Annotated in this window: 31 protein-coding genes and 1 pseudogene; 17 read left to right on the top strand and 15 right to left on the bottom strand. The window is 73.1% G+C overall.

Annotated features, from left to right (window positions below; translation table 11 throughout):
* Positions 1-378 precede the first annotated feature (378 nt).
* Together ACIPXB_RS29950 and ACIPXB_RS29945 are read right to left on the bottom strand one after the other, a co-directional pair.
* Positions 379-1,164: a transglutaminase-like domain-containing protein gene (locus ACIPXB_RS29950; RefSeq protein ID WP_401454801.1), complete on the bottom strand. Its 786-nt coding sequence runs from the start codon at positions 1,162-1,164 to the stop codon at positions 379-381.
* Positions 1,161-2,156 (bottom strand): GNAT family N-acetyltransferase, encoded by a 996-nt coding sequence (locus ACIPXB_RS29945; protein WP_401454799.1) that lies wholly within the window; start codon positions 2,154-2,156, stop codon positions 1,161-1,163. Before ACIPXB_RS29945 ends, ACIPXB_RS29950 begins: the two co-directional genes overlap by 4 nt.
* Before the next feature lie 117 nt (positions 2,157-2,273).
* Here ACIPXB_RS29945 and fdxA point away from each other — a divergent pair, with 117 nt between their 5' ends.
* Together fdxA and dapC are read left to right on the top strand one after the other, a co-directional pair.
* The gene (gene fdxA / locus ACIPXB_RS29940) at positions 2,274-2,600 is read left to right on the top strand and encodes a ferredoxin (RefSeq protein WP_401454796.1); all 327 of its coding nucleotides are present in this window, start codon (positions 2,274-2,276) and stop codon (positions 2,598-2,600) included.
* 121 nt (positions 2,601-2,721) lie between these two features.
* Positions 2,722-3,816 carry a succinyldiaminopimelate transaminase gene (gene dapC / locus ACIPXB_RS29935; RefSeq protein ID WP_401454795.1) on the top strand — a complete coding sequence of 365 codons (1,095 nt, stop codon included), beginning with the start codon at positions 2,722-2,724 and terminating at the stop codon, positions 3,814-3,816.
* A gap of 105 nt (positions 3,817-3,921) precedes the next feature.
* On the opposite strand, the gene ACIPXB_RS29930 is transcribed toward dapC, so the two are convergent.
* Complete coding sequence (locus ACIPXB_RS29930) at positions 3,922-4,191, bottom strand: ATP-binding protein (protein WP_401454793.1); 270 nt, start codon at positions 4,189-4,191, stop codon at positions 3,922-3,924.
* Between the two features lie 137 nt (positions 4,192-4,328).
* On the bottom strand, positions 4,329-5,279 hold the full coding sequence (locus tag ACIPXB_RS29925) for a hypothetical protein (RefSeq protein ID WP_401454791.1): 951 nt from the start codon (positions 5,277-5,279) through the stop codon (positions 4,329-4,331).
* An 86-nt stretch (positions 5,280-5,365) separates the two neighbouring features.
* On the opposite strand from ACIPXB_RS29925, the gene dapE reads away from it, so the two are divergent.
* Positions 5,366-6,445 (top strand): succinyl-diaminopimelate desuccinylase, encoded by a 1,080-nt coding sequence (gene dapE, locus ACIPXB_RS29920; RefSeq protein WP_401454789.1) that lies wholly within the window; start codon positions 5,366-5,368, stop codon positions 6,443-6,445.
* Between the two features lie 69 nt (positions 6,446-6,514).
* Positions 6,515-7,270 (top strand): TIGR00730 family Rossman fold protein, encoded by a 756-nt coding sequence (locus ACIPXB_RS29915; RefSeq protein WP_401454787.1) that lies wholly within the window; start codon positions 6,515-6,517, stop codon positions 7,268-7,270.
* A 16-nt stretch (positions 7,271-7,286) separates the two neighbouring features.
* On the opposite strand, the gene folP is transcribed toward ACIPXB_RS29915, so the two are convergent.
* Positions 7,287-8,147, bottom strand: coding sequence for a dihydropteroate synthase (gene folP / locus ACIPXB_RS29910; protein ID WP_401454785.1), 861 nt, complete (start codon positions 8,145-8,147; stop codon positions 7,287-7,289).
* A gap of 96 nt (positions 8,148-8,243) precedes the next feature.
* Between folP and ACIPXB_RS29905 the strand changes: the two genes are divergently transcribed.
* Positions 8,244-8,711, top strand: a complete 468-nt coding sequence (locus ACIPXB_RS29905) for a DivIVA domain-containing protein (protein WP_401454783.1) — start codon at positions 8,244-8,246, stop codon at positions 8,709-8,711.
* A complete protein-coding gene (locus ACIPXB_RS29900; protein WP_401454782.1) occupies positions 8,708-9,292 on the top strand; it encodes a DNA-3-methyladenine glycosylase I in 585 nt (194 codons plus the stop codon). The genes ACIPXB_RS29905 and ACIPXB_RS29900 overlap by 4 nt, the downstream gene beginning before the upstream one ends.
* A gap of 52 nt (positions 9,293-9,344) precedes the next feature.
* Here ACIPXB_RS29900 and ACIPXB_RS29895 read toward each other — a convergent pair whose 3' ends face one another.
* A complete protein-coding gene (locus tag ACIPXB_RS29895) occupies positions 9,345-10,148 on the bottom strand; it encodes an enoyl-CoA hydratase/isomerase family protein (protein ID WP_401454780.1) in 804 nt (267 codons plus the stop codon).
* Between the two features lie 309 nt (positions 10,149-10,457).
* Here ACIPXB_RS29895 and ACIPXB_RS29890 point away from each other — a divergent pair, with 309 nt between their 5' ends.
* Positions 10,458-10,625, top strand: coding sequence for a DUF3117 domain-containing protein (locus ACIPXB_RS29890; RefSeq protein ID WP_003966491.1), 168 nt, complete (start codon positions 10,458-10,460; stop codon positions 10,623-10,625).
* 157 nt (positions 10,626-10,782) lie between these two features.
* On the opposite strand, the gene ACIPXB_RS29885 is transcribed toward ACIPXB_RS29890, so the two are convergent.
* Complete coding sequence (locus ACIPXB_RS29885; protein WP_401454779.1) at positions 10,783-11,445, bottom strand: O-methyltransferase; 663 nt, start codon at positions 11,443-11,445, stop codon at positions 10,783-10,785.
* Between the two features lie 155 nt (positions 11,446-11,600).
* Between ACIPXB_RS29885 and sigE the strand changes: the two genes are divergently transcribed.
* From sigE to ACIPXB_RS29860, 5 genes are all read left to right on the top strand, one after another.
* Entirely contained in the window at positions 11,601-12,377 is a 777-nt protein-coding gene (gene sigE / locus ACIPXB_RS29880) for an RNA polymerase sigma factor SigE (RefSeq protein WP_401454776.1), read from the top strand.
* A complete protein-coding gene (locus ACIPXB_RS29875; protein WP_401454774.1) occupies positions 12,374-13,051 on the top strand; it encodes a zf-HC2 domain-containing protein in 678 nt (225 codons plus the stop codon). Before sigE ends, ACIPXB_RS29875 begins: the two co-directional genes overlap by 4 nt.
* Positions 13,052-13,122: 71 nt before the next feature.
* Complete coding sequence (locus tag ACIPXB_RS29870; protein ID WP_401454772.1) at positions 13,123-14,493, top strand: S1C family serine protease; 1,371 nt, start codon at positions 13,123-13,125, stop codon at positions 14,491-14,493.
* A gap of 94 nt (positions 14,494-14,587) precedes the next feature.
* On the top strand, positions 14,588-15,031 hold the full coding sequence (locus tag ACIPXB_RS29865; RefSeq protein ID WP_401454769.1) for a sec-independent translocase: 444 nt from the start codon (positions 14,588-14,590) through the stop codon (positions 15,029-15,031).
* A gap of 47 nt (positions 15,032-15,078) precedes the next feature.
* Complete coding sequence (locus ACIPXB_RS29860) at positions 15,079-15,798, top strand: hypothetical protein (RefSeq protein WP_401454768.1); 720 nt, start codon at positions 15,079-15,081, stop codon at positions 15,796-15,798.
* Between the two features lie 78 nt (positions 15,799-15,876).
* On the opposite strand, the gene ACIPXB_RS29855 is transcribed toward ACIPXB_RS29860, so the two are convergent.
* The 3 genes from ACIPXB_RS29855 to ACIPXB_RS29845 form a co-directional block, all read right to left on the bottom strand.
* Entirely contained in the window at positions 15,877-17,037 is a 1,161-nt protein-coding gene (locus tag ACIPXB_RS29855) for an Mrp/NBP35 family ATP-binding protein (RefSeq protein WP_401454765.1), read from the bottom strand.
* A 43-nt stretch (positions 17,038-17,080) separates the two neighbouring features.
* A complete protein-coding gene (locus ACIPXB_RS29850; protein WP_401454820.1) occupies positions 17,081-17,623 on the bottom strand; it encodes a DUF1003 domain-containing protein in 543 nt (180 codons plus the stop codon).
* Between the two features lie 133 nt (positions 17,624-17,756).
* The gene (locus ACIPXB_RS29845) at positions 17,757-19,028 is read right to left on the bottom strand and encodes a magnesium transporter MgtE N-terminal domain-containing protein (RefSeq protein ID WP_401454764.1); all 1,272 of its coding nucleotides are present in this window, start codon (positions 19,026-19,028) and stop codon (positions 17,757-17,759) included.
* Positions 19,029-19,180: 152 nt separating this feature from the next.
* Here ACIPXB_RS29845 and ACIPXB_RS29840 point away from each other — a divergent pair, with 152 nt between their 5' ends.
* Complete coding sequence (locus tag ACIPXB_RS29840) at positions 19,181-19,990, top strand: hypothetical protein (protein ID WP_401454762.1); 810 nt, start codon at positions 19,181-19,183, stop codon at positions 19,988-19,990.
* 112 nt (positions 19,991-20,102) lie between these two features.
* Here the strand turns inward: ACIPXB_RS29840 and ACIPXB_RS29835 are convergent, their stop codons facing one another.
* Both ACIPXB_RS29835 and ACIPXB_RS29830 read right to left on the bottom strand, forming a co-directional pair.
* Positions 20,103-20,618, bottom strand: a complete 516-nt coding sequence (locus tag ACIPXB_RS29835) for a hypothetical protein (protein WP_401454760.1) — start codon at positions 20,616-20,618, stop codon at positions 20,103-20,105.
* An 18-nt stretch (positions 20,619-20,636) separates the two neighbouring features.
* A complete protein-coding gene (locus ACIPXB_RS29830) occupies positions 20,637-21,752 on the bottom strand; it encodes a magnesium and cobalt transport protein CorA (protein WP_401454759.1) in 1,116 nt (371 codons plus the stop codon).
* 329 nt (positions 21,753-22,081) lie between these two features.
* Here ACIPXB_RS29830 and ACIPXB_RS29825 point away from each other — a divergent pair, with 329 nt between their 5' ends.
* From ACIPXB_RS29825 to ACIPXB_RS29810, 4 genes are all read left to right on the top strand, one after another.
* Positions 22,082-22,666, top strand: coding sequence for a suppressor of fused domain protein (locus ACIPXB_RS29825; RefSeq protein WP_401454757.1), 585 nt, complete (start codon positions 22,082-22,084; stop codon positions 22,664-22,666).
* 84 nt (positions 22,667-22,750) lie between these two features.
* Positions 22,751-23,395, top strand: a complete 645-nt coding sequence (locus tag ACIPXB_RS29820) for a DUF6758 family protein (RefSeq protein ID WP_401454755.1) — start codon at positions 22,751-22,753, stop codon at positions 23,393-23,395.
* Between the two features lie 223 nt (positions 23,396-23,618).
* Positions 23,619-24,500 (top strand): PHP domain-containing protein, encoded by an 882-nt coding sequence (locus tag ACIPXB_RS29815; RefSeq protein ID WP_401454752.1) that lies wholly within the window; start codon positions 23,619-23,621, stop codon positions 24,498-24,500.
* A gap of 142 nt (positions 24,501-24,642) precedes the next feature.
* Entirely contained in the window at positions 24,643-25,248 is a 606-nt protein-coding gene (locus ACIPXB_RS29810; RefSeq protein ID WP_401454750.1) for a MarC family protein, read from the top strand.
* A 97-nt stretch (positions 25,249-25,345) separates the two neighbouring features.
* Here ACIPXB_RS29810 and ACIPXB_RS29805 read toward each other — a convergent pair whose 3' ends face one another.
* From ACIPXB_RS29805 to ACIPXB_RS29795, 3 genes and pseudogenes are all read right to left on the bottom strand, one after another.
* A complete protein-coding gene (locus ACIPXB_RS29805) occupies positions 25,346-25,498 on the bottom strand; it encodes a hypothetical protein (protein WP_395512017.1) in 153 nt (50 codons plus the stop codon).
* 96 nt (positions 25,499-25,594) lie between these two features.
* On the bottom strand, positions 25,595-26,470 hold the full coding sequence (locus ACIPXB_RS29800; RefSeq protein ID WP_401454748.1) for an alpha/beta fold hydrolase: 876 nt from the start codon (positions 26,468-26,470) through the stop codon (positions 25,595-25,597).
* Positions 26,471-26,618: 148 nt separating this feature from the next.
* Positions 26,619-26,955, bottom strand: a pseudogene (locus ACIPXB_RS29795) (hypothetical protein); the annotation flags it as partial.

The raw sequence follows: 26,955 nt of genomic DNA, 5'->3' as shown, positions 1-26,955 counted from the left end.
GGGTGGGCGGGGCTCCGCCCCGGGCCCCGTACGTGCGCTTCGCGCCCGTGCGCTCAAACGCCGCGCGGGCTGGAATTGCCGCTGCGCGGCAACCCGGCCGCGCAGCGCCACCCTTCCGGCCCCGCCGGGCACCCCAGCCAGCCTCGCCGGCGTTTGAGGCGCGGGGGTCCGGGGGCGGAGCCCCCGAAACCTGCCCACTGGGCACCCTTCCAGCGCCGCCGGGCACCCCAGCCAGCCTCGCCGGCGTTTGAGGCGCGGGGGTACGGGGGCGGAGCCCCCGAGACCTGCCCACCGGGCACCCCTTCCGGCGCCGCCGGGCACCCCGCCCAGCCTCGCCGGCGTTTGAGGCGCGGGGGGCCGGGCCGGAGACGGGCGGCGTCAGTTGCGTAGGGCGCGGGCCGCCTGGGCCTGGGCCCGGATGTCCGCCGCCGCGTCCACGTCGATGGCGTCGACCACGGCCGCGTACGCGTCCAGCTCCAGCGCCCCTTCCGTGTACGCCCCCCGGTCCACCAGCAGCCGCGCCCGCTCGTACCGCAGCGCCGCCGGGTGCGACGGCATCAGCAGCGCCAGGTCCAGCGCCCACAGCGCCACCCCCGACTGCTCCGGCCGGGTCGCGGCCCACGCGCGGATGTTGTTCAGGATCCGCAGCACGATGTCCCGCGTCCGCGCCGGAACCAGCGGTTCCGACGCCAGTTCCGCCGGACCCGCCCCCAGCGACGCGCCGCCCGCGAACGGATCCACCGTGATCCGTTCCTCCGGGTCCCCGAAGCCCACCACGAAGTGGCCCGGCAGGCCCAGGCCGTACACCGGGGCGCCGGCCCGCCGGGCCACCTCCAGCCACACCACCGACAGCAGGATCGGCAGGCCCCGCCGCCGCCTCAGCACCTCGTGCAGCAGCGACGACGACAGCCGGCCGTAGTCCGCCGGCGTGCCGTGGAAGCCCATCCGCCCGCCCAGCAGCTCCGTCACCGCCGCCGCCCACTCCCGCGCGCCCCGCAGCCCGTACGGCAGCGCTCCCGCCAGCCGGTCCAGCTCCATCTGGGCCTCGTCGACGGCCCGTTGGTCGAGCGCCGGATCCGCCTCGGCCGCCAGGTACAGGCACAGCAGCGCCAGGTCGGGCCGTTCCGAGCGGGCCTCCTCGGCGAACTCCTCGCGGAAACTCATCCGGCCGCCCGCCCCCGGAAGTGGTGGTACGCGTGGTGCACCGCGAAACCCAGCCCGTCGTACAGCGCCAGCGCCCCCGCGTTGTCCGCCTCCACCTGAAGCCACGCCGCCGAGGCCCGCTCATCCAGGGCCTTGCGCGCCAGCGCCGCCATGACCGCGGTCGCCAGCCCCTGCCGCCGGGCCTCCGGCGCCACCTCGACCGCCGCGAACCCCGCCCACCGGCCGTCGACCACCAGCCGTCCGATCGCCCGCCCCGGCACCGACGCGAACCACACCGACGGCCCGGCCGCCAGGACCCGCGCCGCCGTCCCCGACGCCGCGCCGCCGCCGGTGCGCCCGTACAGGCCGAGCCACTCCTCGTCGCACTCCCGCGCCAGCACCACGTCCGACACGTCCGCGTCCACGTCGGCGACCGGCGCCAGCGCAGCGATCCGTACGTCCGCCGAGACCTCCCGCTCCCAGCCCCGCTCCGTCAGTTCCGCGCAGAGCACCTCCTGGGTGCCCAGCGCCCCGGTCGCGGTCTGCACGTAAGGCGGAAGTCCCCGTTCCGCGTACCAGGACGTCACTCGCGCGAGTGCTTCGTCCAGCGGTATGCCGGGATCCCCGAGCGGCAGGACGGAATTGGCCCGCCGGGTGAATCCGGCGGCCGCGCGCAGCGTCCAGCCGCCCAGCCGCTCGCTCTCCAGCGGCTGCCAGGCCCGCGCCATGACCGGCGCGAGCTCCTCGAAGGACGCCGCCGGGCCCCGCCGCCGGGCCGGCGCGGCCGGCACGACCTTGCCCGCGACCAGCGAAGATTCCGGGATACGGACGATCTCACCGCTCTTTCGTGTGATCACCAGCACACCATCGGTCCAGGATGTGAGAACCCCTACCGTGTCCGTGAACATAGGGGACCCCTCCGACGGGCCCTCCACCCGTCGTACAGAGACTCGTTTCCCCACGTCAGCAGGGGTGATACGGATCTCCATCAATGCGCCGGCGGTGATTTCCACAGCTCTGTCCGCCCCTCCTGTTCGGATCGTGCCCGGGAACGGAGATACTAGGTGCGGGCATCGACGACGCCGCGCTCCCGCGCGATATGGAAAGCCCTACCGAGGAGGAACGAGAGCGTGACCTACGTCATCGCGGAGCCTTGTGTCGACGTCAAGGACAAGGCATGCATCGAAGAGTGCCCCGTCGACTGCATCTACGAGGGCCAGCGGTCCTTGTACATCCACCCGGACGAGTGCGTCGACTGTGGTGCCTGTGAGCCGGTCTGCCCGGTCGAGGCCATCTTCTACGAGGACGACACCCCGGAGGAGTGGAAGGACTACTACAAGGCGAACGTCGAGTTCTTCGACGAGCTCGGTTCGCCCGGTGGTGCCTCCAAGCTCGGCCTGATCGAGCGGGACCACGCCTTCATCGCCGCCCTGCCGCCCATGAACCAAGACCACTGAGCGTCTTAGCCCCCGCGGCAGCCGCGCCTCGGTCCCGTCCGGCGATCACGCCGCACGGGGCCGAGGCGTTTCCCGATCCAGGGACCCGGCCCGTTCCCCACTAGAGAGAGCAGAGAGCACCGTGGCAGCAGTATCCGCTCGTCTTCCCGCCTTCCCCTGGGACAAGCTGGAGCCCTACAAGGCGACCGCCTCCGCCCACGCGGACGGCATCGTCGACCTGTCCGTGGGCACCCCGGTGGACCCGGTCCCCGCTCTCATCCAGCGGGCCCTGATCGAAGCCGCCGACTCCCCGGGCTACCCGACGGTGTGGGGCACGGCCGCGCTGCGCGACGCCATCACCGGCTGGGTGCGCGACCGGCTGGGCGCGAGCGGGGCCGGCCACCGCAACGTGCTGCCGGTCGTCGGTTCCAAGGAGCTCGTGGCCTGGCTGCCGACCCAGCTGGGCCTCGGCGCCGGCGACAAGGTCGCCTACCCGCGGCTGGCGTACCCGACGTACGAGGTCGGCGCCCGCCTGTGCGGCGCGCAGGCCGTCGTCTACGACGACCCGACCGAGCTCGACCCGGCCGGCCTGAAGCTGCTCTGGCTCAACTCCCCGTCCAACCCGACCGGCAAGGTCATCCCCAAGGACGAGCTGATCCGGATCGTGGCCTGGGCCCGCGAGCACGGGATCCTCGTCTTCAGCGACGAGTGCTACCTGGAGCTGGGCTGGGAGGCCGACCCGGTCTCCGTGCTGCACGACGACGTCTGCGGCGGCTCGTACGAGGGCCTGGTGGCCGTCCACTCGCTGTCCAAGCGTTCCAACCTGGCCGGCTACCGCGCCGCCTTCATCGCCGGTGACGCCGCCGTCCTCGGCGAGCTCCTGGAGATCCGCAAGCACGGCGGCATGATGACCCCGGCGCCCGTCCAGGCCGCCGCCGCCGTGGCGCTCGGCGACGCCGCGCACGTGCAGGAGCAGCGGGCGCGCTACGCCGCCCGCCGCGAGGCGCTGCGCACGGCCCTGACGGCGCACGGTTTCCGCATCGAGCACAGCGAGGCGAGCCTCTACCTGTGGGCGACCCGGGACGAGCCGTGCTGGGAGACCGTCGGCTACCTCGCCCAGCTGGGCATCCTGGTCGCGCCGGGCGACTTCTACGGCGAGGCCGGCGCGAACTTCGTGCGCGTCGCGTTCACCGCGACCGACGAGCGCGTCGAGGCGGCCGTCAAGCGCCTGGGCTGACCGGTCGGCCGCGCCGGGCGGGGACGCCTGCGCCGCATACGGACGCCCGAGGGCCCGGAGTACGCCGTACTCCGGGCCCTCGGGCGTGTGTCACCGCGGACCTGCTCAGCCCTTCGGCACGAGGTTCTCCACCGGCAGCCCCGACAGCGGCGTGCCGACCGGCAGCTTGTCCGTGGCCTTGGTCAGGGTGCCGACGGCCGCGGTCGGGTCGTCCAGACCGGCGGTGTCCGCGGCGCCGATCGCGCCCAGCGGCTGGGCCACGGAGTCGAGGCCCGTGGCGGCGTGCGCCGCTCCGGCCGCACCGACCACGGGTGCCGCTCCGGCCGCCAGCAGCAGGGCGGCACGGGCGATCCGGCGGGTCAGGGGGAGGGACATGGGTGCTCCTAGCGTGTTGCCGTCGAGTACGCCGTGTACAACGGGCCGAGGGGCACCCCGAGTTGCGGATCAACCGGGTAAAGGATCGGCAAATCGTCGTTTCATCGGGCCGGAACGCGACGGGACCCCGGGGGATCTCAGCGGGTCACGAAGATCCGTACGTCCGCCGGACCGCTGTTGCGCGGGTCGTCGTCGCCGCCCTTGCCGGGGTTCTTGTCGACCCACGCCCCGCGGTTCAGGCCCGCCAGCCAGGCCTTGCTGTCGTAGGACACCCGCTGGATGCCCAGCTCGTCCGCGTGCGCCACGGCCCAGTGCGCCAGCTCCCAGCCGCGCCGCTTGTTCTGCCCGTTGACCGCCAGCGATATCTCGGTGGAGCCGCCGCTGCCCACCGCCTGTCCGTGGCTGCCGGGGGCCCCGGCGGTCCCGGGGGCGCCGATCCGGGGCGCGGCGCCCGCGCCGAAGGCCTGCACCAGCTCCCGCCGGACCTCCTCCGGGTCGCCCTTGCGCTGCGGGGCGGGCCCGGAGCACGTCAGCGAGGCGGGGGCGCGGCCGGTGAACGCCTCGGTCATCAAGCTGGCCTCGGCCTCGTGCTTGGCGTACGCGTCCGGGTATCCGCTGCGCTGCACCTTCTGCGCCGCCACCGTCAGCGGCAGCTGCTCGAACCCCCGCACTTCGGCCAAATGGTCATAGAAGATCCCTGCCGAGTACACCGGGTCCATGATCTGCTCCGGAGTGCCCCAGCCCATCGAGGGCCGCTGCTGGAACAGGCCCAGGGAGTCGCGGTCGCCGTGATCGAGATTACGCAGGTCCGACTCCTGCATCGCCGTGGCTATCGCGATCACGACCGCCCGGTCCGACATGCCCTTGCCGACCCCGACCGCCGAAATCGTCGCAGCGTGCTGGGCCTGCTCGAGGCTCATCCGGTGCGAGGTGCCCGCCGCGTCGACCGTGCAGTGCGGGCCGCCGCCACCCGTCGATTCGTACTGGACCACGAAATATCCGGCCAGGCCCAGCAGCACCAGGAAGGCTGACACCAGTCGGATCGGGCGGCGGCGACGGCGGTTCTTGCGCTGATCAGGTTGGGACACGCGGCCCACCGTACTTGAGCCAACCGGCACGTCCACCCGGCGGACCGTCATCCCATGGCCAAGGGAGTGGGCGTTAGGGTCTCGGCATGTCCGATTCCGAGCTGGACCTCACCCTGGACGCTGCCGAGCTGACCGCCCGGCTCGTCGACATCCCGTCCGTGAGCGGCGACGAGTTGCACCTCGCCGACCTCGTCGAGCAGGCGCTGCGGGCCCTGCCGCACCTGACCGTGGACCGCTACGGCAACAACATCGTGGCCCGCACCTCCCTCGGCCGCGGCGAACGCGTCGTCCTGGCCGGGCACCTGGACACCGTGCCGATCGCCGACAACGTGCCCTCGCGGCTCGACGAGAACGACGTGCTGTGGGGCTGCGGCACCACCGACATGAAGTCGGGCGTGGCCGTGCAGCTGCGGATCGCCGCCACCGTGCCCGAGCCGAACCGGGACCTCACCTTCGTCTTCTACGACCAGGAGGAGGTGGCCGCCGACCTCAACGGCCTCGGCAAGGTCGCGGCCGCGCACCCCGATTGGCTGACCGGCGACTTCGCGGTGCTGCTGGAGCCCTCGAACGCCGAGGTCGAGGGCGGCTGCCAGGGCACCCTGCGGGTGCTCCTGAGGACGGCCGGCGAGCGCGCGCACTCCGCGCGCAGCTGGATGGGCTCCAACGCCATCCACGCGGCGAGCCCGATCCTCGCCCGGCTCGCCGCGTACGAGCCGCGCAAGCCGGTCATCGACGGCCTGGAGTACCACGAGGGCCTCAACGCCGTACGCATCGAGGGCGGCGTCGCCAACAACGTCATCCCGGACGCCTGCACGGTGACCGTGAACTTCCGCTACGCCCCCGACCGCAGCGAGGCCGACGCCCTCGCCCACGTCCGCGAGGTCTTCGCCGACTGCGGCGTGGCCGAGTTCGTCGTCGACGACCACTCCGGCGGCGCTCTTCCGGGCCTGTCCCACCCCGCCGCCGCGGCCTTCATGCGCGCGGTCGGCGGCCGCGCGATGCCCAAGTTCGGCTGGACCGACGTGTCCCGCTTCAGCGCGCTCGGCGTCCCGGCCGTCAACTACGGACCGGGCGACGCCCTGCTGGCGCACAAGGTGGACGAACGCGTGGAGACGAAGGCCATCCTGCACTGCGAGGAACGACTCCGCGCCTGGCTGACCTCCTGAATTCCGCTTGCCGTCACCTTCGTACGCCTACCCTGAACCGAACGATCAGCAGGGAAGGGAGCGCACGATATGGGCAACCCGGAGGGCACGCGGCGCAAGCCGGAGGAGCAGCAGCTCGGCCCGGTACTGCGCAGGCGGAGCCAGGTCCAGGCCGGCAGCACGACCGACCAGCGGCTGCTGGACTCGGCCGGGCCGTCGGAATGGGTGCACACCGATCCCTGGCGGGTGCTGCGCATCCAGTCGGAGTTCATCGAGGGCTTCGGCACGCTGGCGGAGCTGCCGCCGGCGATCAGCGTGTTCGGCTCGGCCCGTACGCCGGCCGGCACGCCGGAGTACGACGCGGGCGTACGGATCGGCCAGGCGCTGGTCGACGCCGGATTCGCCGTCATCACGGGCGGCGGACCCGGCGCGATGGAGGCCGCGAACAAGGGCGCCCGGGAGGCGGGCGGCATCTCGGTGGGCCTCGGCATCGAGCTGCCCTTCGAGCAGGGCCTGAACCAGCACGTCGACCTGGGTCTGAACTTCCGGTACTTCTTCGTCCGCAAGACGATGTTCGTGAAGTACAGCCAGGGCTTCGTGGTCCTGCCCGGGGGACTGGGCACGCTGGACGAGCTGTTCGAGGCGCTGACCCTGGTCCAGACGCAGAAGATCACCCGCTTCCCGATCGTGCTCTACGGCACGGAGTACTGGAGCGGGCTGGTGGACTGGCTGCGCGACACGGTCGTCGCGCAGGGCAAGGCGTCCGCGCACGACCTGCTGCTCTTCCACGTCACGGACGACGTGGAGGAGGCGATCGCGCTCGTGACCAAGGAAGTGGCGAAGTAGGGCAGGGGCCGCGGCCTCACGCCAGTCCCCGGCGGGCGACCGCCGGGGGCCGGTGGCCCTGGATCGAGCGGACCATGTCGAGGACCTGCCGGGTCTCCGCGACCTCGTGGACCCGGTAGACCTGGGCGCCGAGCCAGGCCGAGACGGCCGTGGTGGCCAGGGTGCCCAGCAGCCGCTCCTTGACCGGCCGGTCCAGGGTCTCGCCCACGAAGTCCTTGTTCGACAGGGAGACCAGCACCGGCCAGCCGGTGTCCGTCATCTCCGTCAGCCGGCGCGTGGCCTCCAGCGAGTGCCGGGTGTTCTTGCCGAAGTCGTGGCCCGGGTCGATCATGATCGCGTCGCGGCGCACACCGAGCGCGGCGGCGCGCTCCGCCAGGCCCACGGTCACGCGCAGGATGTCGGCCATCACGTCGTCGTACGCGATCCGGTGCGGCCGGGTGCGCGGCTCGACCCCGCCCGCGTGGGTGCAGACCAGGCCCACGTCGTACCGGGCGGCGACCTCCGCCAGCTTCGGGTCGACCCCGCCCCACGCGTCGTTGAGCAGATCGGCGCCCGCTTCGCAGACGGCCTCGCCGACCTCGTGCCGCCAGGTGTCGACACTGATCACCACGTCCGGGTGGCGGCGGCGCACCTCGGCGACGAAACCGACCGTACGGCGGGCCTCCTCGGCGGCGTCCACGTGCTCGCCCGGGCCCGCCTTGACCCCGCCGACGTCGATGATCGCGGCGCCCTCGGCGACCGCCCGCTCGACCCGCTCCAGGGCCGGCTCGTCACGGAAGGTGGCGCCCTGGTCGTAGAAGGAGTCCGGGGTCCGGTTCACGATGGCCATGATCACCGGCTCGTGGGTGTCGAACTCGCGCCTGCCCAGTCGCAGCATCCCGTGATTCCTTCCTCGATGTTCCGCCTGTGACCTTAACCGCCGCGAGGGCATGGCACGATCGGGGTGAGGAGTCATCGCGCAGGGGAGTTGATCGTGTTCTGGTTCTTGCTGATCGCGCTGGTGGTGGTCGTCGCCGCGGTGACCCTCGCCGTGATCGGGGGCGGTGACGAGGCGGTGCTGCCCGAGGCGGAGCCCGAGCGGGTGGCCGACGCGCTGCCGGAGACCCGTGCCGTCGTACGGGAGGACATCGACGCCCTGCGGCTGCCGGTCGCCCCGCGCGGCTACCGCATGGCCGAGGTGGACGACGTGCTGATGCGGCTGGGCGCGGAGCTGGCCGAGCGGGACAAGCGGATCGCCGAGCTGGAGGCCGCCCTGCCGGCCCCGCAGGCCGCGTGCGCCCCGCAGGCCACCCCTACCCCGCAGGCCCCCCAGGCCACCCCTACCCCGCAGGCCCCCCAGGCCCCGCCGGCCGGGCCCGCCGCGGGGCCGGACGCCGGCCCGGACGCGCCGTCCGGGTCCGCCGCCCCGTCCGGGCCGCGCCTGACCAAGGACGCGCCGTGAGCGGCGGGGCGCTGGCCGGGCCCGACGGGCTGCTGCGCTGCCCGTGGGCGCTGGCGACCGAGGACTACGTGGCCTACCACGACACCGAGTGGGGCCGTCCGGTCCACGGCGACGACGCGCTGTACGAGCGGCTGTGCCTGGAGGCGTTCCAGTCCGGGCTGTCCTGGCTGACGATCCTGCGCCGGCGCGCGGGCTTCCGTACCGCCTTCGCGGACTTCGAGATCGCCGCCGTCGCCGAGTTCGACGCCGCGGACGCCGCCCGGCTGCTCGCCGACCCCGGCATCATCCGCAACCGGGCCAAGATCGAGGCCACCCTCGCCAACGCCAAGGTGCTGGCGGGCTGGGAGCCGGGCGAGCTGGACGCGCTGATCTGGTCGCACGCGCCCGCCGAGCCGGCTCCGGCGCCGGTGGCCACCGGGCAGGTGCCGGCCGTGACCCCGGAGTCCACGGCCCTGGCCAAGGCCCTCAAGAAGGCCGGCATCCGCTTCGTCGGGCCGACCACCGCCTACGCGCTGATGCAGGCGTGCGGCCTGGTCAACGACCACCTGGCCGCCTGCGCCCGCCGCGACGCCGACGGCTGACGGCCGACGGCCGCGGCGGGAGCGGGCGCAGGGCGGGGGCGGTCGCGGGCCGTCAGCGGCCCAGGTACTTCGGGGTCTCCTTGGCCAGGAAGGCCGCGACCGCGATCCCGTGGTCCTCGGAGGCGCCGGCCACCGTCTGCAGCTCGTCCTCCTTCTCCAGGGCTTCGGAGAGCGAGTGGTCCGCGCCGTAGGCGAGGGAGGCCTTGATCGCGGCGTAGGCGACGGTCGGGCCGGCGGCCAGGGTGCGGGCGAGCTCCGCGGCGGCCGCGGGCAGCTCCTCCGCGGGGACCAGGCGGTTGGCGATGCCCAGGTCGTACGCCTCCCGCGCGGAGATGTTGCGCGGGAAGAGCAGCAGGTCGCCGGCGCGGGAGGCGCCGATCAGCCGGGGCAGGGTCCACGAGACGCCGGAGTCGGCGGTCAGGGCCACCCCCGCGAACGACGTGTTGAAGGCGGCGGTCTCGGCGACGATCCGGTAGTCGGCGGCCAGCGCGAACCCGAAGCCGGCGCCGGCGGCGACGCCGTTCACGGCCGCCACGACGGGCTTGGGCATCTCGGTCAGGGCCCGGACGATCGGGTTGTAGTGCTCGGAGACCGTGGTCATGGTCAGCGAGGAGCCGGTCTCGCGGTCCGCCGCCAGATTGCCGACGTGCTCCTTGAGGTCCTGCCCGACGCAGAAGGCCCGGTTGCCGGCCGCGGTCAGCAGGACCGCCCGTACCGCCGGGTCCGCGGCCGCGGACCGGACCGCGTCGCGCAGGGCGACCTTGGCCTCGGTGTTCATCGCGTTCATCGCGTCGGGACGGTTGATCGTGATGGTGGCGAGTCCGTCGGTCAGGTCGTAGAGCACGCTGTCTGCCATGGCGGGGGTCCCCCTTCGTCGCGGGCGTAAGGCCCCCAGCATGGCGGACCGGACCGGCGTCCGGGGATGTGACGTACGTCAAAGAATCCGCGTGGTGCGGGGCGGGCGCGGGGGCGAAGTATCGCAGGCGGATCCCCGAAATGAGTGGTTTTGGTCGAGCGCGTTGCCCAAGCGTTCTCCGGCGATGTTGGTCATCGGGTCCTGACATGCGGGATAATGGCTGGGAAGCAATGTGTTCGATGCCGGGTACTAGGCGCCTGAATGGGGCCGTCGGCTGACGATGAGCTGGTTTCAGGAAGGGGAACGAGCATGGCGGCCATGAAGCCGCGGACGGGCGACGGCCCGCTCGAGGTGACCAAGGAGGGGCGGGGCATCGTCATGCGCGTACCGCTCGAAGGCGGCGGTCGGCTCGTTGTAGAGCTGACCCCGGACGAGGCCGACGCCCTCGGAGACGCCCTGAAGAAGGTCGTCGGCTGACAAGCCGGCGCTGAAGATTTCCGCCGATGCCCCGGCCGTCCCTGACGGCCGGGGCATCGGTGCGTCCCTGACGGCCGGGGCATCGGTGCGTCCGGGCCGTCCGGGTGCCGGTGTGTCCGGGGCCGGCCGGGGTGTCGGTGTGTCCGGGGCCGGTCGCTCAGCGGCGTACGGCGCACAGCAGGCCGTCGCCCACCGGCAGCACCGCGCTCTGGAGCGCCGGGCTCTCGCGTACGGTGCGCAGCAGCTCGCGCACGCGCAGCACCTCCACCGGCTGGGCCGCGGAGTCGACCGTACGGCCGTCGGCGAAGACCCCCTCGAAGCAGACCAGGCCGCCGGGCCGTAGCAGGCGCAACGATTCAGCGAGGTAGTCGAGGGACTCGGCCGGGTCGCCGTCGCAGAAGACGAGGTCGTACCCGCCGTCCGCGAGGCGGGGCAGGACGTCCAGGGCGCGGCCGGGGATGAAGCGGGCGCGGTTGCCGGCGAAGCCCGCGGCGCGGAAGGCCTGGCGGGCGAAGGCCTGCCGGTCGGGCTCGGGGTCCACGGTGGTCAGGACGCCGTCGGGGCGCATGCCGTGCAGGAGGTGGATGCCGGAGACCCCGGTGCCGGTGCCGATCTCGGCGACCGCCTTGGCGTCCGCGGTGGCGGCCAGCAGGCGCAGCGAGGCACCGGTGCCGGGGGAGACGGAGCGCAGGCCCGCTTCCCTCGCCCGGTCGCGGGCCCACCGCAGAGCGTCGTCCTCGGCGACAAACGCGTCGGCGAACGCCCAGCTCGTCTGCCGGTTGCCGGTAATGACCCTCTCCTGTCCCCATAGTTGGCGCAACGGTGACTGTATCCGTTGACGTCGGGAACCCGCAGATGGGACCGGGCGTTGTGAGGGATGAAGGGGACGCCGTCGGGTAGATCGACACCTCTGGCGGCGGCCGCGGGCAAAGTTACTGCAAAAAGGCTTATCTCGAGCTGACGGAGGGGGTGGCTATGGTAGGGGCTCCACTGGACACCACCAGAGCCGACAGGGGAGGTGCGGCTGCGCCTGTGGATCGTGGAGGCGTTCTCCGACGCCTCTTCAGGTCGGCGGGTGAGCCGAAATCCGTGACCGACATTGCTGACCGCTTCCACACCACCGCCACCGCAACCACCGCGACCTTTGCATCCGATGCGGGCTCCCAGGCGTGGACCCCTCCCTCGTGGGAGGAGATCGTCAGCACGCACAGTGCCCGGGTCTACCGCCTCGCGTACCGCCTGACGGGCAACCAGCACGACGCCGAGGACCTCACCCAGGAGGTCTTCGTCCGCGTCTTCCGGTCGCTGTCCACCTACACCCCCGGCACCTTCGAGGGCTGGCTGCACCGGATCACCACCAACCTCTTCCTGGACATGGTCCGCCGCAAGCAGCGGATCCGCTTCGACGCGCTCGCGGACGACGCCGCCGAGCGGCTGCCCTCGCGCGAGCCGTCGCCGCAGCAGGTGCTGCACGACACGCACTTCGACGCCGACGTCCAGCAGGCGCTGGACACGCTCGCGCCGGAGTTCCGCGCCGCCGTCGTGCTCTGCGACATCGAGGGACTGAGCTACGAGGAGATCGCCGCGACGCTCGGGGTGAAGCTGGGCACCGTGCGCAGCCGTATCCACCGCGGCCGCTCGCACCTGCGCAAGGCGCTCAAGCACCGGTCGCCCGAGGCGCGGGCGGAACAGCGGGCGCTGGCCGGGGTCGGAGGGATCACAGGGGTCGGGGGAGGAGGCGGAACGGAGTGAGCGGAGCCAGTCCGTCACCCGCTGAACAGCACCTGGGCGACCGGCTCGCCGCCCTGGTGGACGGGGAGCTGAGCCATGACGCGCGCGAGCGGGTGCTGGCGCACCTGGCGACGTGCGCCAAGTGCAAGGCCGAGGCCGACGCGCAGCGCCGGGTGAAGTCGTTGTTCGTGGAGAGCGCGATGCCCGCGCCGTCGGCCGGGCTGATGGCGCGCCTGCAGGGATTGCCCGGGCAGCCGGGTCCGCCGGGAGGCGACGGCGGTCCGTCCTCCCCTCTCTCCGGCGATCCGTTCGCCACGTTCGGGTACGCGGTGCCGCCGGCGGCGGTCGCGCCGCACCAGCCGCAGGGCTTCCGGATACACGAGGTCGGGCGGCCGCGGCGGCGGTTCGCGTTCGTCGCGGCGGGCGCGGTGTCGCTGGCCGCGCTGGCCCTGGGCGGCCCGCTGCCGCTGGAGGCGGTCGAGCCGAACATGCGGGGCGAGGGCGGGGCGAATGTCACCCCGGCCACGCAGCCGGGTGTGGGCGGTCAGGTCCCGTCGGTGGCCGACGCGGTGGTGCGCGACCGGCGGTCGGTCCCGGCCGGGACGGCGGCGTCGCCGAGCGCGACCCCGCCCGGTCCGCTGGCTCCGACGTCCTCGGTCCCTCCGTGGACCCGGCCGGTGTCGCTGTCGCGCTGACGGTGTGGGCGGGACCTGGTTGAATTTCCCGCTGACGCGCCGTGGGCGCACGGAGCACAGGGGGATCGCCGATGTCGTCCGACACCCAGCCGACCGGGCACGAGCGGTCGGCCCCACAGTGGTGGAGCCGACCCTCGCGCCCGATCCCCGCTCCCAGGGACGCCACCTCGAAGGACACCCCGGCCGCCGACCCCGCCGCGCACCCGGCCAGGCCGCCGGCCGGACCCCCGGGCCCCGCTCCGGCGGAGGTGCCCGTCGAGGCCCAGGTCGTGGAGGCGGCCCCCGGGGGCGGGGGTGCCTGGGGCGTGCGGTACGACCCCTGGGGCGGGGCGGCGCTGCACGCCACCGATCCCGGGACCGTCCGGGCCCAGCGGGTCGTCGGGGTCCGGGGCGCCGTCGTGGCGGGCCTGGTCATCGCCCTGCTCGCCGGGGGTACGGGCGGCTGGCTCGGGGTGCTCGCCGAGCGGCGCAGCAGCACCCGCCTGGAGCTGCCGCAGGCGGCGCCGGGCGCCACCGGCCGGGCGCCCGACAGCGTGGCCGGGATCGCCGCCTCCGCCCTGCCCGGTGTGGTGACGCTGCACGTCAGCGGCGGTGCCGGGGGCGGCACCGGGACTGGGTTCGTCCTCGACGGCCAGGGCCACATCCTCACCAACAACCACGTCGTCTCCGACGCCCGCCAGATAACGGTCACCTTCAGCACCGGCGAGAGCGTCACCGCCAAGGTCGTGGGCCGCGACACGGGCTACGACCTCGCCGTCGTCAAGGTCGACGGCGTACGCGGACTGCACCCGCTCGCGCTCGGCAACTCCGACGACGTCAAGGTCGGCGACCCCGTCGTGGCCATCGGCGCGCCCTTCGACCTGTCCAACACCGTCACCGCCGGCATCATCAGCGCCACCGGGCGCCCCATCACCGCGGGCGGCGGCAAGGGCGACGGCAGCGAGGTCAGCTACGTCGACGCCCTCCAGACCGACGCCCCCATCAACCCCGGCAACTCCGGCGGCCCGCTGCTCGACGCGCAGGGCCGCGTCATCGGCATCAACAGCGCCATCCGCGGCGCCGAGAAGAGCGACAGCGAACGCCAGGGCGGCAGCATCGGTCTCGGCTTCGCCATCCCGGTGAACCAGGGCAAGCGGGTCGCCGAGGAGATCATCCGTACGGGCCGGGCCACCCACCCCGTCATCGGAGTCACCCTCGACATGCGCTACACCGGCGACGGAGCCCGGGTCGGCAGCCGCACCGCCGGCGGCCCGGCCGCCGGCGCCGGCGTGCGGGACGGCGATGTGATCACCAAGGTCGACGGCCGGCGCATCCACAGTGGTGACGAGCTCATCATCAAGATCCGTGCCCACCGTCCGGGCGATTCCCTGACCCTGACCATCCGGCGCGACGGCACCGAGCACACGCTGGAACTCGTCCTGGGCTCGGCGAACAGCTCATGACGAGCTGGAGAAACCGGGTGCGAGGTATTGGCCTGCGGACGCGGGCGGGTACCGTTGTCGGGGCGTGGTGGAAGAGAGCCGAGGAGCGGGCAAGGTGTTCAACGACATAGGCGCACTCGAGCTGGTCACCATCGTGGTGCTCGCCATTCTCATCTTCGGCCCGGAGAAGCTGCCCAAGGTCATCCAGGACGTGACGGGCTTCATCCGGAAGATCCGCGCGTTCTCCGACAGCGCCAAGCAGGACATCCGCCAGGAGCTCGGACCGGAGTTCAAGGACTTCGAATTCGAGGACCTGAATCCGAAGACGTACATCCGCAAGCAGCTCACCGAGAACGAGGACCTCAAGGAGATCCGCAGCAGCTTCGACCTGCGCAAGGAGCTCAACGACGTCACCGACGCGGTGAACAGCAAGGAGGCGGACGCCACGCCCGGCGCGGATGCCGCGCCCGCCGCCCACGGCGCCGGTCCCGACCTGCTGAAGAAGCCCGCCGCGCCCGCCACCGAGCAGCGCGCCCGGTTCGACGCCGACGCCACCTGATCCGCCGCCTGCCCGGAGTCCGGGCTTCCGCTGGCTATCCTGCTCGGATGGAGACGACGAGCAGTAGCCGGGTGGGGGTGCAGCCCGCCGAGGCGCCCGCCGTACCCCCGCACGAACAGAGCGCGCCGCCGGAGCACGCCGGGACCGCGGCCGAGCCCCTGATGCTCCCCTCGGCCCGCCGGACGGTCGAGGGCTACCTGCGGGCGGACTTCCCCTGGTACGGCCTGGACGAGGCCTTCACGGGCCCCCGCTGGCTCATGCAGGTCGGCATCGCCGCCGACGGCACCGTCGAGCACGGCTCGGTGGGCCACGGCGACGAGCCGACCGTCCGCAGCGAGGCCAGCGCCGCCGAACGCGAGCGGTTCGCCGTCGTCGTCACCGTGGCCAGCAACCCGCTGCGCCGCAGCGGTGACGGCACGGGCGTCCTGGAGGCCACCTCGGTGTCCTCCGCGGCCTGGCTGGCCGGCTCCGGGCTGCTGGCGTACACCTGGCCGGGCCAGATGGACCACAGCCTGCGCAGCAACTGGCTGGACCAGCAGACCGAGGCGGCCTGGGAGCTCGCCGACGACCTCGACGGCGCGGACTGGTCCACGCTCTCGCTGCCGGTCGACGGGGCGCCGACGCCGTTCCACTACCGCGAGTCGGAGTTCGGCTGGGTGCTCGCCGGCTCCACCTCCTCGGGCGTGCACCTGGGCGCGTACGGGCGCGGCATGAGCGCGTACGGTCTGGCCTTCTCCCAGGTCACGGACCTGGCGGCGTACGAGTAGCGGCCCTTTGGGTCACGACGGGAAGGGGCGCCACCGTGCGGTGGCGCCCCTTCCCGTTTCGCGCGGTCGTCCCGCGGGTCAGAACTTGTTGCGCGGGGTGATGCCCAGCGACATGCCCGACAGGCCGCGCTGGCGGCCGCCGAGCTTGCCCGCGATCGTGCGCAGGGCCGCGCCCGCGGGGGAGTCGGGGTGGGCCAGGACCACCGGGCGGCCGTCGTCGCCGCCCTCGCGCAGCCGCACGTCGATCGGGATCTGGCCCAGCACCGGCACCGTGGCACCGGTCGTCCGGGTCAGCCCGTCGGCGACCAGCTGACCGCCGCCCGTACCGAAGACGTCGACCATCTCGTCGCAGTGCGGGCACGGCAGGCCGGACATGTTCTCGACCACGCCGACGATCTTCTGGTGGGTCTGCACCGCGATCGAGCCGGCCCGCTCGGCGACCTCGGCCGCCGCCTGCTGCGGGGTGGTGACGACGAGGATCTCCGCGTTCGGGACCAGCTGCGCCACCGAGATCGCGATGTCGCCCGTACCCGGCGGGAGGTCCAGCAGCAGCACGTCCAGATCGCCCCAGAAGACGTCCGCCAGGAACTGCTGGAGCGCGCGGTGCAGCATCGGGCCGCGCCAGACGACGGGCGCGTTGCCCGGGGTGAACATGCCGATCGAGATGACCTTCACACCGTTCGCGGACGGCGGCATGATCATGTTCTCGACCTGGGTGGGCCTGCCGTCCACGCCCAGCATGCGCGGCACGCTGTGGCCGTAGATGTCCGCGTCCACGACGCCGACCTTCAGCCCGTCCGCCGCCATCGCCGCGGCCAGGTTGACCGTCACGGAGGACTTGCCGACGCCGCCCTTGCCGGACGCGACCGCGTAGACGCGGGTCAGCGACCCGGGCTTGGCGAAGGGCACCTCGCGCTCGGCGGTGCCGCCGCGCAGGGTGGCCGCCAGGTCCTTGCGCTGCTCGTCGCTCATGACGTCCAGCGAGACCTCGACCGTGGTGACGCCGGCGACCTTGAGGACCGCCTCGGTCACGTTCTTGGTGATCGTCTCGCGCATCGGGCAGCCCGAGACCGTGAGGTAGACCGTGACGGCCACCGCGCCGCCGTCGCCGATCTCCACCGATTTGACCATGCCGAGGTCGGTGATCGGCCGGTGGATCTCGGGGTCGTTGACCGTCGCCAGCGCGTCGAGGATCGCGTCCTGCCCGGGCGCGGCGGCGGAGGGTGTCTCGGTAGCCATGTACCCGATGGTACGGCTCGGTAGCAGGCCGTCGGTAAGCCTCTCAGCGGTCGCCTTCGTCACGTTCGGCCGGGAATAGCCGCCGCTCGTCCATCTCCTTGATCAGGTCCTGGAACTCCGAGCGGATCCAGTCGCGCGTCGCGACCTCGCCCAGGCCCATCCGCAGCGCCGCGATCTCCCGCGTCAGGTATTCCGTGTCCGCGATCGACCGCTCGTTCTGCTTGCGGTCCTGCTCCAGGTTGACCCGGTCCCGGTCGTCCTGCCGGTTCTGCGCCAGCAGGATCAGCGGGGCGGCGTAGGAGGCCTGCAGCGACAGCATCAGCGTCAGGAAGATGAACGGGTACTCGTCGAAGCGCAGGTGCCCGGGCGCGAAGATGTTCCACAGCACCCACACGATGATGACCAGGGTCATCCAGACGATGAACCGGCCCGTGCCGAGGAAGCGGGCCACCCGCTCCGACAGCCGCCCGAAGGCCTCCGGGTCGTACACGGGCAGCAGCCGCCGGCGGTCCATGCGCGGCTGGTCCAGCCGCACCCGCGAGCGGGTCAGCGCGCTCGACCCGGTCGACAGGGAACGGGACCGCAGCCGCTCGGCGGCCTCCTCCTCGCGCCCCGTCAGCCCGTGCTCGCGGTCCTTCTCCCGGGCGTGCTCGCGCGCGAGCTCCCGCCGGACCCGGACCTCCTCGCGGCGGCGCTCGCGCGCCGAATCGCCCCGCCGCTCACCGGCCACCGGGGACCTCCTGCGCGTGGAAGTCGGTCTCGCGCCAGTCCTCGGGCAGCAGGTGGTCCAGTACGTCGTCCACCGTCACCGCGCCCAGCAGCGAACCGCTCTCGTCGACGACCGGCACCGCCACCATGTTGTAGGCGGCGAGGTAGCTGGTCACGTCCGGCAGCGAGGCGTCCGGCCGCAGCGGCGGCAGGTCCGTGTCCACGACCGAGCTGATCAGCGTGAACGGCGGGTCGCGCAGCAGCCGCTGGAAGTGCACCGTGCCCAGGTACTTGCCCGTCGGCGTCTCGTCCGGCGGCCGGCACACGTACACCTGGGCGGCCAGCGCCGGGGACAGGTCCGCCTGCCGTACGCGCGCCAGCGCGTCCGCGACCGTGGCGTCCGGGCGCAGCACGATCGGCTCGGTGGTCATCAGACCGCCGGCGGTGTTCTCCTCGTACGACAGCAGGCGGCGCACGTCGGCGGCGTCCTCCGGCTGCATCAGCGTCAGCAGCCGCTCCTTGTCGTCCTCGGGCAGCTCCGACAGCAGGTCGGCCGCGTCGTCGGGGTCCATCGCCTCCAGGACGTCGGCGGCGCGCTCCTCCTTCAGCTTGCCGAGGATCTCGATCTGGTCGTCCTCGGGCAGCTCCTCCAGGACGTCGGCCAGCCGGTCGTCGTCGAGGGCGTTGGCGACCTCGGCGCGCCGCTTGGGCGTCAGGTGGTGCAGGACGTTGGCGAGGTCCGCCGGGCGCATCTGCTCGAAGGTGGCGACCAGGCTCTCGGCGCCCTGCCCGTGCTCCTCCAGCGAGAAACCGGTGACGCCCGACCACTCCACGGTCAGCGTCTCGCCGCGGCGGCGCAGCGCGCCGCCCTTGCCCTTGCGGACGAAGATCCGGTCGACCTCCCAGTCGCGGCGGGCCGGCAGCTGCTGGATGGCCACGTCCAGGACGGTGACCTCCTCGCCGGTGGCGACCAGGGTCACCCGGCGGTCCAGCAGCTCGCCGAGGACCAGCCGCTCGGTGGGACGCTGCTCGAAGCGCCGCATGTTGACCACACCGGTGGTGATGACCTGTCCGGACTCCACGCCCGTCACCCGGGTCATCGGCAGGAAGATCCGGCGCCGGCTGAGCACCTCGACCACCAGTCCCAGCAGCCGCGGCGGGCGGCCGCCCACGCGCAGCATGGCCACCAGATCGCGCACGCGGCCCACCTGGTCGCCGTTCGGGTCGAACACGGGCACTCCCGACAGATGCGAGACGAAGATCCGCGGGGCGCCTGCTGCCATCCTGTGCGCCTCCTTGAGCGTCTGCGGGCCGTGCCGGGCGTCGTACCGCCCTCAGGCTACCCCCGCCGGAGGAAACCGCCCTGGTGAGGCATGGGCTACGGGCGGGTACGCTGCCTGCTGCGCGCCCTACCGACGACGAGAGGCACCTGCCCGTGACCGCCCACCTTCCCGCCGCACGGCTGCGCAGGGCCGCCTTCCTGGGCGTCCTGTGCGCGGGCCTGGCCGTCACCGCCACGGGCTGCGGCGGGGCGGACCCCGACGAAGGCACGAACGGGGTCGGCAAGCTGTCCGCCGACCAGATCGAGGACAGGGCACGGGAGGCCGCCACCGCCGCTGACTCGGTGCACCTGTCGGGGACCCTCGTCAGCAACGGCAAGTCCTTCACCCTCGACATGCGGCTGAAGTCGGACGGCGGCTCCGGTGAGGTGAAGTCGCAGGAGAACACCTTCCAGCTGCTGCGGGTGGGTGAGCAGCTCTACCTGAAGGCCAACGCGGCCTTCTGGGGGCAGTCGGAGGCCGCCGGCAAGCTCGGCGACAAGTACGTCAAGGTGCCCGAGAGCGACCCGACGTACAAGCAGTTCCGTGGCTTCACCGACATGGACGTGCTGCTGGACGGGCTGCTGGGCCTGGACGGGAAGCTGGCCAAGGGCCAGTACACCAAGGTCGGTGTCACCCGGGTGATCCAGGTGACCGCAGACAAGGGCAAGGGCGGCCAGCTGTCGGTCGCGCTCCAGGGGACTCCGTACCCGCTGGTGATGGAGCGCGCGGGCGGCGCGGGCCGGGTGGAACTGGGGGAGTGGGGCAAGCCCTTCGACCTGGCCCCGCCGGCGCAGGACCAGACCGTCGACTACGGCAGCCAGCTGCCCACGACCAAGGACGGCAAGGACGCCAAGCCGGGCCCGTCGGCGTCCGCGGGAACCGGCAAGGCGACGGCCGGGCAGGGCTCCAACCCCGGCGGCTGACCGCCGGGCAGGGCTCCAACCCCGGCGGCTGACCGCCGGGCAGGGCTCCGACCCCGGGCGGCCGACCGCCGGGCAGGGGTCCGGCCCCGGCGGCCGACCGCCGGGCGCGGGGTCAGCCGCGTGCGGCCTTCTTCCGCTTCAGCAGCAGCTTCGGCAGCGCCGCCGGGACCGGCCGACGGGTGATCGCCGGGGACGGCAGCGGGGCCGCGGCCAGCGAGCCGCCGGGCAGATCGGTGCTGATCGTGACCGGCTCCAGGCGCAGCAGCCGGCACTCGCGCGCCCACCGCTCGGTCATCGTCTCCGAGTCGGGCGCGTTCAGCCGCTTGCCCTTGAGCTCGGCGGCCGCCGCCTCCCAGGCCTCGCTGTGCGGGGCCAGTTCGCTCACCTTCGCCGTCCAGGCCACCAGCCGGCCGCCCTTGTCCTTGCTGCGCACCGTCACCTCGGCGGTGCCGCCGTCGGCGAGCCCGGGGAACGGCTGCTCGCCGGGCCCGTCGCCCAGCACGTGCGCCGCGCCGTCCACCCAGGCGTGCCACAGCGCCCGGTCGGGTCCACTGCCGCGCACCCAGATCAGGCCCGACTTCTTGGTGGCCTCCTCGACGAGGGCCGGCTGGAGCGTGCTGTCAGTCATAGCCGACAGGGTAGGCGGCTACAGCCAGCCGTTGCGCCGAAGGGTCCGGTGGATCGCGAAACAGGCGCCGGCGATCATCGCCAGGACCATCGGATAGCCGTACTCCCACCTGAGCTCGGGCATGTGGTCGAAGTTCATCCCGTACACACCGCAGATCATCGTCGGTACGGCGATGATGGCCGCCCACGAGGTGATCTTGCGCATGTCCTCGTTCTGCGCGACGGTCGCCTGCGCCAGGTTCGCCTGGAGGATCGAGTTCAGCAGTTCGTCGAAGCCGACGACCTGCTCGTGCACCTTCGCGAGGTGGTCGGCCACGTCCCGGAAGTACTTCTGGATGTCGGGGTCCACCAGCCGCATCGGCCGCTCGCTGAGCAGCTCCATGGGCCGCAGCAGCGGCGCGACGGCCCGCTTGAACTCCAGTACCTCGCGCTTGAGCTGGTAGATCCGGCCCGCGTCCGTGCCCCGCGGACTGCCCTTGGCGGGCACGGCGAAGACGGAGCTCTCCACCTCGTCGATGTCGTCCTGCACGGCCGCGGCCACCGCGATGTAGCCGTCCACCACGTGGTCGGCGATCGAGTGCAGTACGGCCGAGGGGCCCTTGGCCAGCAGTTCGGGGTCGCCCTGGAGGCGGTGGCGCAGCCCCTTGAGGGAGCCCTGGCCGCCGTGCCGGACGGTGATGACGAAGTCCGGGCCGGTGAAGCACATCACTTCGCCGGTCTCCACGACCTCGCTGGTCGCGGTCAGTTCGTCGTGCTCGACGTAGTGGATCGTCTTGAAGACGGTGAACAGCGTGTCGTCGTACCGCTCCAGCTTGGGCCGCTGGTGCGCGTGCACCGCGTCCTCCACGGCCAGCGGGTGCAGCCCGAACTCGGCGGCGATACCGGCGAATTCGTCCTCGGTCGGCTCGTGCAGGCCGATCCAGGCGAAGCCGCCCTCACCGCGGACGCGGCGCATGGCGTCCCGCGGGGTCAGACAGATGGGCCCCTGCGCGCGCCGGCCGTCGCGGTAGACGGCGCAGTCGACGACGGCGCTGCTCGCCGAGGGGTCGCGGGTGGTGTCGTAGCCGGGCTGGACGGGGGTGGACTTGCGCAGCACGGGACGTACGGCCGCGCGCAGGTCACGGATCATCGACATGGCAGCTCCTTCGTACGGCTGCGGACCGCACGGGTGGGAGGTCCTCCGCCGCGACGCACCGCGGGCAGGCGGAAGGAGACAGGACGGGTGTCGATCAGAAGATCAAGACGGGCGCGGGGCGCCCGTGGGAGAGGAGCCGGTACTGCACGATCGACTTCGATCCACCGCAGCCCCACCTCCTCCGGCCGGTCCCCCGTAGGGGATGTCCTGTCGTCGGGGCACAGAATCAGCGCTTCTGCGCGCGTCCCCGACCAGCGGTCAACACTATCAGCCGACAGATGCTCAAAACCCTGGCTTTACCCGCTTCATATGAGAACTATGCTCGCGGCATGGCAGATCTTCTGGCAATCGTCGAGGCCCGGCTGCAGAGCGCGCTCGGCCGGCCCGACGCCCGCGCCGCCGTCACCTTCCTCGGTACGGACCGCATCGAAGTGCTCCGCTACGTCGAGGGCGACCTGGTCCGCTACGCCACGCTGGGCATGTCCGCCCACCCCATGACCGACCCCACCGCCGTGGTCGCCGACCCGGTGCGCGGACCGCGCGCCGAGCTGGTCCTGACCGTACGGGCGGGCCTTGCCGACACCGACAAGGTGCTCCGGGCGCTCGCCGTACTGGCCGCGTCGCCGCAGGTCGAGGGTCTGGTCGTGGCCCCGGGCGCCTCGCTGGACCTGGGCGAACCGCTGTGGCCCGGCGCGCCGTTCAGCTCCGTCCTGGTCGCCGAGCCGGGCGGGCTGGTGGAGGACCTGGAGCTGGACGCGCCGATGGACCCCGTCCGGTTCCTCCCGCTGCTGCCGATGACGGCCAACGAGGCCGCGTGGAAGCGGGTCCACGGGGCACAGGCGCTCCAGGAGCGCTGGCTCGCGCGCGGCACCGATCTGCGAGACCCTCGGCGTACCTCCGTCGCGCTGGACTGATAACCGCCACCGGGGGTACGCATCGCATCCGGACGGGTGATCGTCCCTTGACGCGGCGGCGGCCGGGGAGGAGCGTGGCTTCCTATGAGGGGCGAACCGAGTTGCCCGAAGTGCGGTGCCCGGGTCAGGGCGCCCGGTCTCTTCGCCGACTCCTGGCAGTGCGCGGTGCACGGCGCCGTCCACCCCCTGCAACCCGTACTCCCGCCCAGCGTCGAGGGCCTCACCGTCGTGGTGCGCCGCGCGCAGGTGCCCGTCTGGATGCCGTGGCCGCTGCCCGTCGGGTGGCTGTTCACGGGGGTCGCGGTGGCGGGGGACGACCGCAACGGGGGCCGCGCGACCGCGGTGGCCTGCTCGGGCCCCGGCCCGCTCGGCGGCATCGGTGAACTGCTGCTGGTCGCGGAGGAGCTCGGCGTGGGGCTCGGCGCCCGGTACGCGGGCATCGACGGACCCGACCCCGGCCCCTTCATGAACGTCGCCGCCCCGCCGCACGCCAAGGTCGTCGCGGCCGGCCGCCCGACCCCGCTGTGGCACGTCTCCGGGACCCCCGAGGACCGTGCCGTCTTCGCGGGCGAGGCGCGCGGGCTGTGGCTGTGGGCCATCGTCTGGCCGGAGCAGACGGGGCTGCTGATGTACGACGAACTGGTCCTGACCGATCTGCGGGACGCGGGCGCGGAGGTCGAACTCCTGCCGTGCGGGGCGCTGTCCCCGCGCATCCTCGGCGGCGACTGACCGCCGTCCGACCCCTCGCCGGGCCGCTGTCCCACCGCCGTCCGGCCCCTCGCGCGGCCGTCGTCCCACCGTTGTCCGGCCCTCGCCCGGCCGCTGTCCCCCCGCCGTCCGGCCCCGCGCCCCGGGGCGTCCGGGCCGGCAGGGGGCGGTTATCCTGGAGTGTCCTCCCCCAGCTATCGCCGGGAGGTGCCCCCACCGTCCGTCCTGCCCCTGGAGCCGAGCTGTGCGCATCGACCTGCACGCCCACTCCACGGCCTCCGACGGTACGGACACCCCCGCCGAGCTGATGCTGGCCGCGGCCGCCGCCGGGCTGGACGTCGTCGCGCTGACCGACCACGACACGGTCGGCGGCTACGCGGAGGCGAGGGCCGCGGTGCCGGAGGGGCTCACCCTGGTCACCGGCGCCGAGCTGTCCTGCCGCCTGGACGGGGTCGGGCTGCACATGCTGGCGTACCTCTTCGACCCCGACGAGCCCGAGCTGGCCGCCGAGCGCGAGCTGGTCCGCGACGACCGGGTGCCCCGGGCGCGCACGATGATCGGCAAGCTCCAGGCCCTCGGCGTCCCGGTCACCTGGGAACAGGTCGCGCGGATCGCCGGGGACGGCTCGGTCGGACGGCCGCACATCGCGACCGCCCTGGTCGAACTGGGCGTCGTGGCGTCCGTGTCCGACGCCTTCACGCCGGACTGGCTCGCCGACGGCGGCCGCGCGTACGCCGAGAAGCACGAGCTGGACCCGTTCGAGGCCGTCCGCCTGGTCAAGGCGGCCGGCGGGGTCGCCGTGTTCGCACACCCCGGCGCCGCCAAGCGCGGCGCGGTCGTGCCCGAGTCCGCGATAGCGGAGCTGGCCGCCGCGGGCCTGGACGGCATCGAGGTCGACCACATGGACCACGACGCCCCGACGCGCGCCCGGCTGCGCGGCCTGGCGGCCGAGCTGGGGCTGCTCACCACGGGTTCCAGCGACTACCACGGCAGCCGCAAGACCTGCCGCCTCGGCGAGTACACGACCGACCCCGAGATCTACGGCGAGATCACGCGCCGCGCGACGGGCGCCTTCCCGGTGCCGGGCGCGGGCGGACGACGCCCGGGGGACACCTCCCAGCGGTAGCCGGGACGCCACCTCCCGGCGGTAGCTGGGTGGGGGCACCTCCCGGCGGTAGCTGGGGGAAAAAAATCGCCGCACTTCCACGCTCTCTCCGGCGCGCCCGCGCGCCGCCGTTTTCGTACGACTTCTCCCGCAAGGCATCCCTGTGTTCGACTTCGCCGTTTTCGGATCCCTCTTTCTCACGCTTTTTGTGATTATGGACCCCCCGGGCATCACGCCGATCTTCCTGGCGCTGACCTCCGGCCGCGCTGCCAAGGTGCAGCGGCGGATGGCCTGGCAGGCCGTGTGCGTCGCCTTCGGCGTCATCGCCGTCTTCGGCATCTGCGGCCAGCAGATCCTCGACTACCTGCACGTCTCCGTGCCGGCGCTGATGATCGCCGGTGGTCTGCTGCTCCTGCTGATCGCGCTCGACCTGCTGACCGGCAAGACGGACGAGCCCAAGCAGACCAAGGACGTCAATGTCGCCCTCGTCCCGCTGGGCATGCCGCTGCTGGCGGGCCCCGGCGCGATCGTGTCCGTCATCCTCGCCGTCCAGAAGGCCGACGGCGTCGCCGGCCAGGTCTCGGTGTGGGCGGCGATCGTCGCCATGCACGTGGTGCTGTGGCTGACCATGCGCTACTCGCTGGTGATCATCCGGGTCATCAAGGACGGCGGCGTCGTCCTCGTGACGCGGCTGGCGGGCATGATGCTCTCCGCGATCGCGGTGCAGCAGATCATCAACGGCGTGCTCCAGGTCGTCCAGGCCGCCTGAGCCACCGCGCCACGGCGAAGGCCCTCGCACCGGACCGCGGTCCTTGGGTGCGGGGGCCTTCGCCGTGTACGGGGAATGCCGTACGGCAGGTGCGGCGTCAGGAGGACGCGGACTCGGCCGGTCGGATGAGGATGCGCTGGCCGATCGCTGCGGCCTGCTGCACGATCCGGTTGACGGAGGCCGCGTCCACGACGGTGCTGTCCACGGCGTTTCCGTCGACGTCGTCCAGGCGCAGAATCTCGAAGCGCACGGGCTTCTCCCTTCGTCAGTGTTCTCCTTGCACAGGGTCCAACGAAGTGTAGGGGGCAAACATTCCCTACGCTAAGGAAATTTTTTCACAGGCTAACTACTGCTGTGCGGTGGCGCCCCAGAAGTCCGTCAGGGCCCGCGCCGTCGCCACCGGGTCCTCGGCGTTCGGAGAGTGCGCGGTGCCCGGGATCACCTGGCGCCGCGCGCCCAGGCGCAGAGCCATATCGTCCAGCAGCGGCACCGGCCAGGCATAGTCCACGGCACCGGAGAGCACCATCTTTGGCAGGTCGGCCCGCTTCAGCTCCTCGATCCGGTCCGGCTCCGCGATCAGCACCCGCCCGGTCGCGATCAGCTGTTCGGGTACGGTCGCCAGCCAGCGCTCGCACAGGAACGCGGCGAGCTCGGGGGAGTCGGCGGCCGCGTCCTCGGGGTCCTGGGCCCGCATGGCCGCCCAGACGGCGGGCATGTCCTCGCGCATCGCCTCCAGCGCGGTCACCAGCAGTTTCGTGCGGGCCTGCTGGTCGGGCGCGATGGCGGCGGGGCCGCTGCTCATCAGGGTGAGGCTGGCGAAGGGAGCGGGATCGCGCAGTACGGCGGCGCGCGCGACCAGCCCGCCGAAGGAGTGGCCGACCAGGTGCACCCGGCCCCGGCCGCCGACGGCCGAGGCCTGCGCGAGGAGGTCCAGGGCCAGTTCCTCGACGGTGTAGGCGGCCTCGTCGCGGGGGCCGGGGCTCTCGTACTGCCCGCGGCCGTCGACCGCGACCACGCGGTAGCCGGCCTGCGCGAGGGGTTCCAGGAGGCCGACGAAGTCCTCCTTGCTGCCGGTGAACCCGGGCACGAGGAGGGCGGTTCCGGCGCTCGGCGCACCGGGGGCCGGGGTGCCGGCCTCGTGGACGGCGAAGACCCCGCGCGCCGTGTGGAGGCGGTGGGCGTGGGCGCGGGCGGGCAGATCCAGTCGCGGCGGCTTGCTCATGCCCCCGAGGCTACCGGCCCGTAACTGCCGGGGAACCACGGCCCCGAGGCCCTGCGCGGACGTCCGGCCCGGACCCGGGGGCGGGCCCGGGAACGGCGAAGGGCCCGGCGCCCTCCGGTGGGGAGGGGGCCGGGCCCTTCAGGGGCTGTCAGGCCTCCGGGGACTCCGCGGCCTTGCGGGTCCGGGTGCGCCGGCGCGGCGCGGCCGGGGCCGCTTCCGCCTCCGCGGCGGCCGCCTCGGCGACCGGCGCGGCCTCCGCGACCTTGCGGGTGCGGGTGCGGCGGGGCTTGGTGACGGTCTCCTCCGCCACGGGGGCGGTCTCGACCGGGGCCTCGGCGACCGGGGCCGCGTCCGCCGCCTTGCGGGTGCGGGTGCGGCGGGGCTTGGTCGCGGTCTCCTCCGCCACGGGGGCGGTCTCGACCGGGGCCTCGGCGACCGGGGCCGCGTCCGCCGCCTTGCGGGTGCGGGTGCGGCGGGGCTTGGTC

It is taken from the genome of Streptomyces sp. NPDC090022 (genome assembly GCF_044748145.1).
Classification (GTDB): Bacteria; Actinomycetota; Actinomycetes; order Streptomycetales; family Streptomycetaceae; genus Streptomyces.
This window is presented reverse-complemented; position numbering and strand designations above follow the sequence as displayed.

What these genes read in the sequence shown, in the direction of transcription:
- ACIPXB_RS29950 (WP_401454801.1), bottom strand. Translation starts at nt 1,164, where the DNA reads ATGAGTTTCCGCGAGGAGTTCGCCGAGGAGGCCCGCTCGGAACGGCCC.
- ACIPXB_RS29930 (WP_401454793.1), bottom strand. Translation starts at nt 4,191, where the DNA reads ATGTCCCTCCCCCTGACCCGCCGGATCGCCCGTGCCGCCCTGCTGCTG.
- dapE (WP_401454789.1), top strand. Translation starts at nt 5,366, where the DNA reads ATGTCCGATTCCGAGCTGGACCTCACCCTGGACGCTGCCGAGCTGACC.
- ACIPXB_RS29915 (WP_401454787.1), top strand. Translation starts at nt 6,515, where the DNA reads ATGGGCAACCCGGAGGGCACGCGGCGCAAGCCGGAGGAGCAGCAGCTC.
- folP (WP_401454785.1), bottom strand. Translation starts at nt 8,147, where the DNA reads ATGCTGCGACTGGGCAGGCGCGAGTTCGACACCCACGAGCCGGTGATC.
- ACIPXB_RS29895 (WP_401454780.1), bottom strand. Translation starts at nt 10,148, where the DNA reads ATGGCAGACAGCGTGCTCTACGACCTGACCGACGGACTCGCCACCATC.
- ACIPXB_RS29890 (WP_003966491.1), top strand. Translation starts at nt 10,458, where the DNA reads ATGGCGGCCATGAAGCCGCGGACGGGCGACGGCCCGCTCGAGGTGACC.
- sigE (WP_401454776.1), top strand. Translation starts at nt 11,601, where the DNA reads ATGGTAGGGGCTCCACTGGACACCACCAGAGCCGACAGGGGAGGTGCG.
- ACIPXB_RS29870 (WP_401454772.1), top strand. Translation starts at nt 13,123, where the DNA reads ATGTCGTCCGACACCCAGCCGACCGGGCACGAGCGGTCGGCCCCACAG.
- ACIPXB_RS29860 (WP_401454768.1), top strand. Translation starts at nt 15,079, where the DNA reads ATGGAGACGACGAGCAGTAGCCGGGTGGGGGTGCAGCCCGCCGAGGCG.
- ACIPXB_RS29855 (WP_401454765.1), bottom strand. Translation starts at nt 17,037, where the DNA reads ATGGCTACCGAGACACCCTCCGCCGCCGCGCCCGGGCAGGACGCGATC.
- ACIPXB_RS29845 (WP_401454764.1), bottom strand. Translation starts at nt 19,028, where the DNA reads ATGGCAGCAGGCGCCCCGCGGATCTTCGTCTCGCATCTGTCGGGAGTG.
- ACIPXB_RS29835 (WP_401454760.1), bottom strand. Translation starts at nt 20,618, where the DNA reads ATGACTGACAGCACGCTCCAGCCGGCCCTCGTCGAGGAGGCCACCAAG.
- ACIPXB_RS29830 (WP_401454759.1), bottom strand. Translation starts at nt 21,752, where the DNA reads ATGTCGATGATCCGTGACCTGCGCGCGGCCGTACGTCCCGTGCTGCGC.
- ACIPXB_RS29825 (WP_401454757.1), top strand. Translation starts at nt 22,082, where the DNA reads ATGGCAGATCTTCTGGCAATCGTCGAGGCCCGGCTGCAGAGCGCGCTC.
- ACIPXB_RS29820 (WP_401454755.1), top strand. Translation starts at nt 22,751, where the DNA reads ATGAGGGGCGAACCGAGTTGCCCGAAGTGCGGTGCCCGGGTCAGGGCG.
- ACIPXB_RS29800 (WP_401454748.1), bottom strand. Translation starts at nt 26,470, where the DNA reads ATGAGCAAGCCGCCGCGACTGGATCTGCCCGCCCGCGCCCACGCCCAC.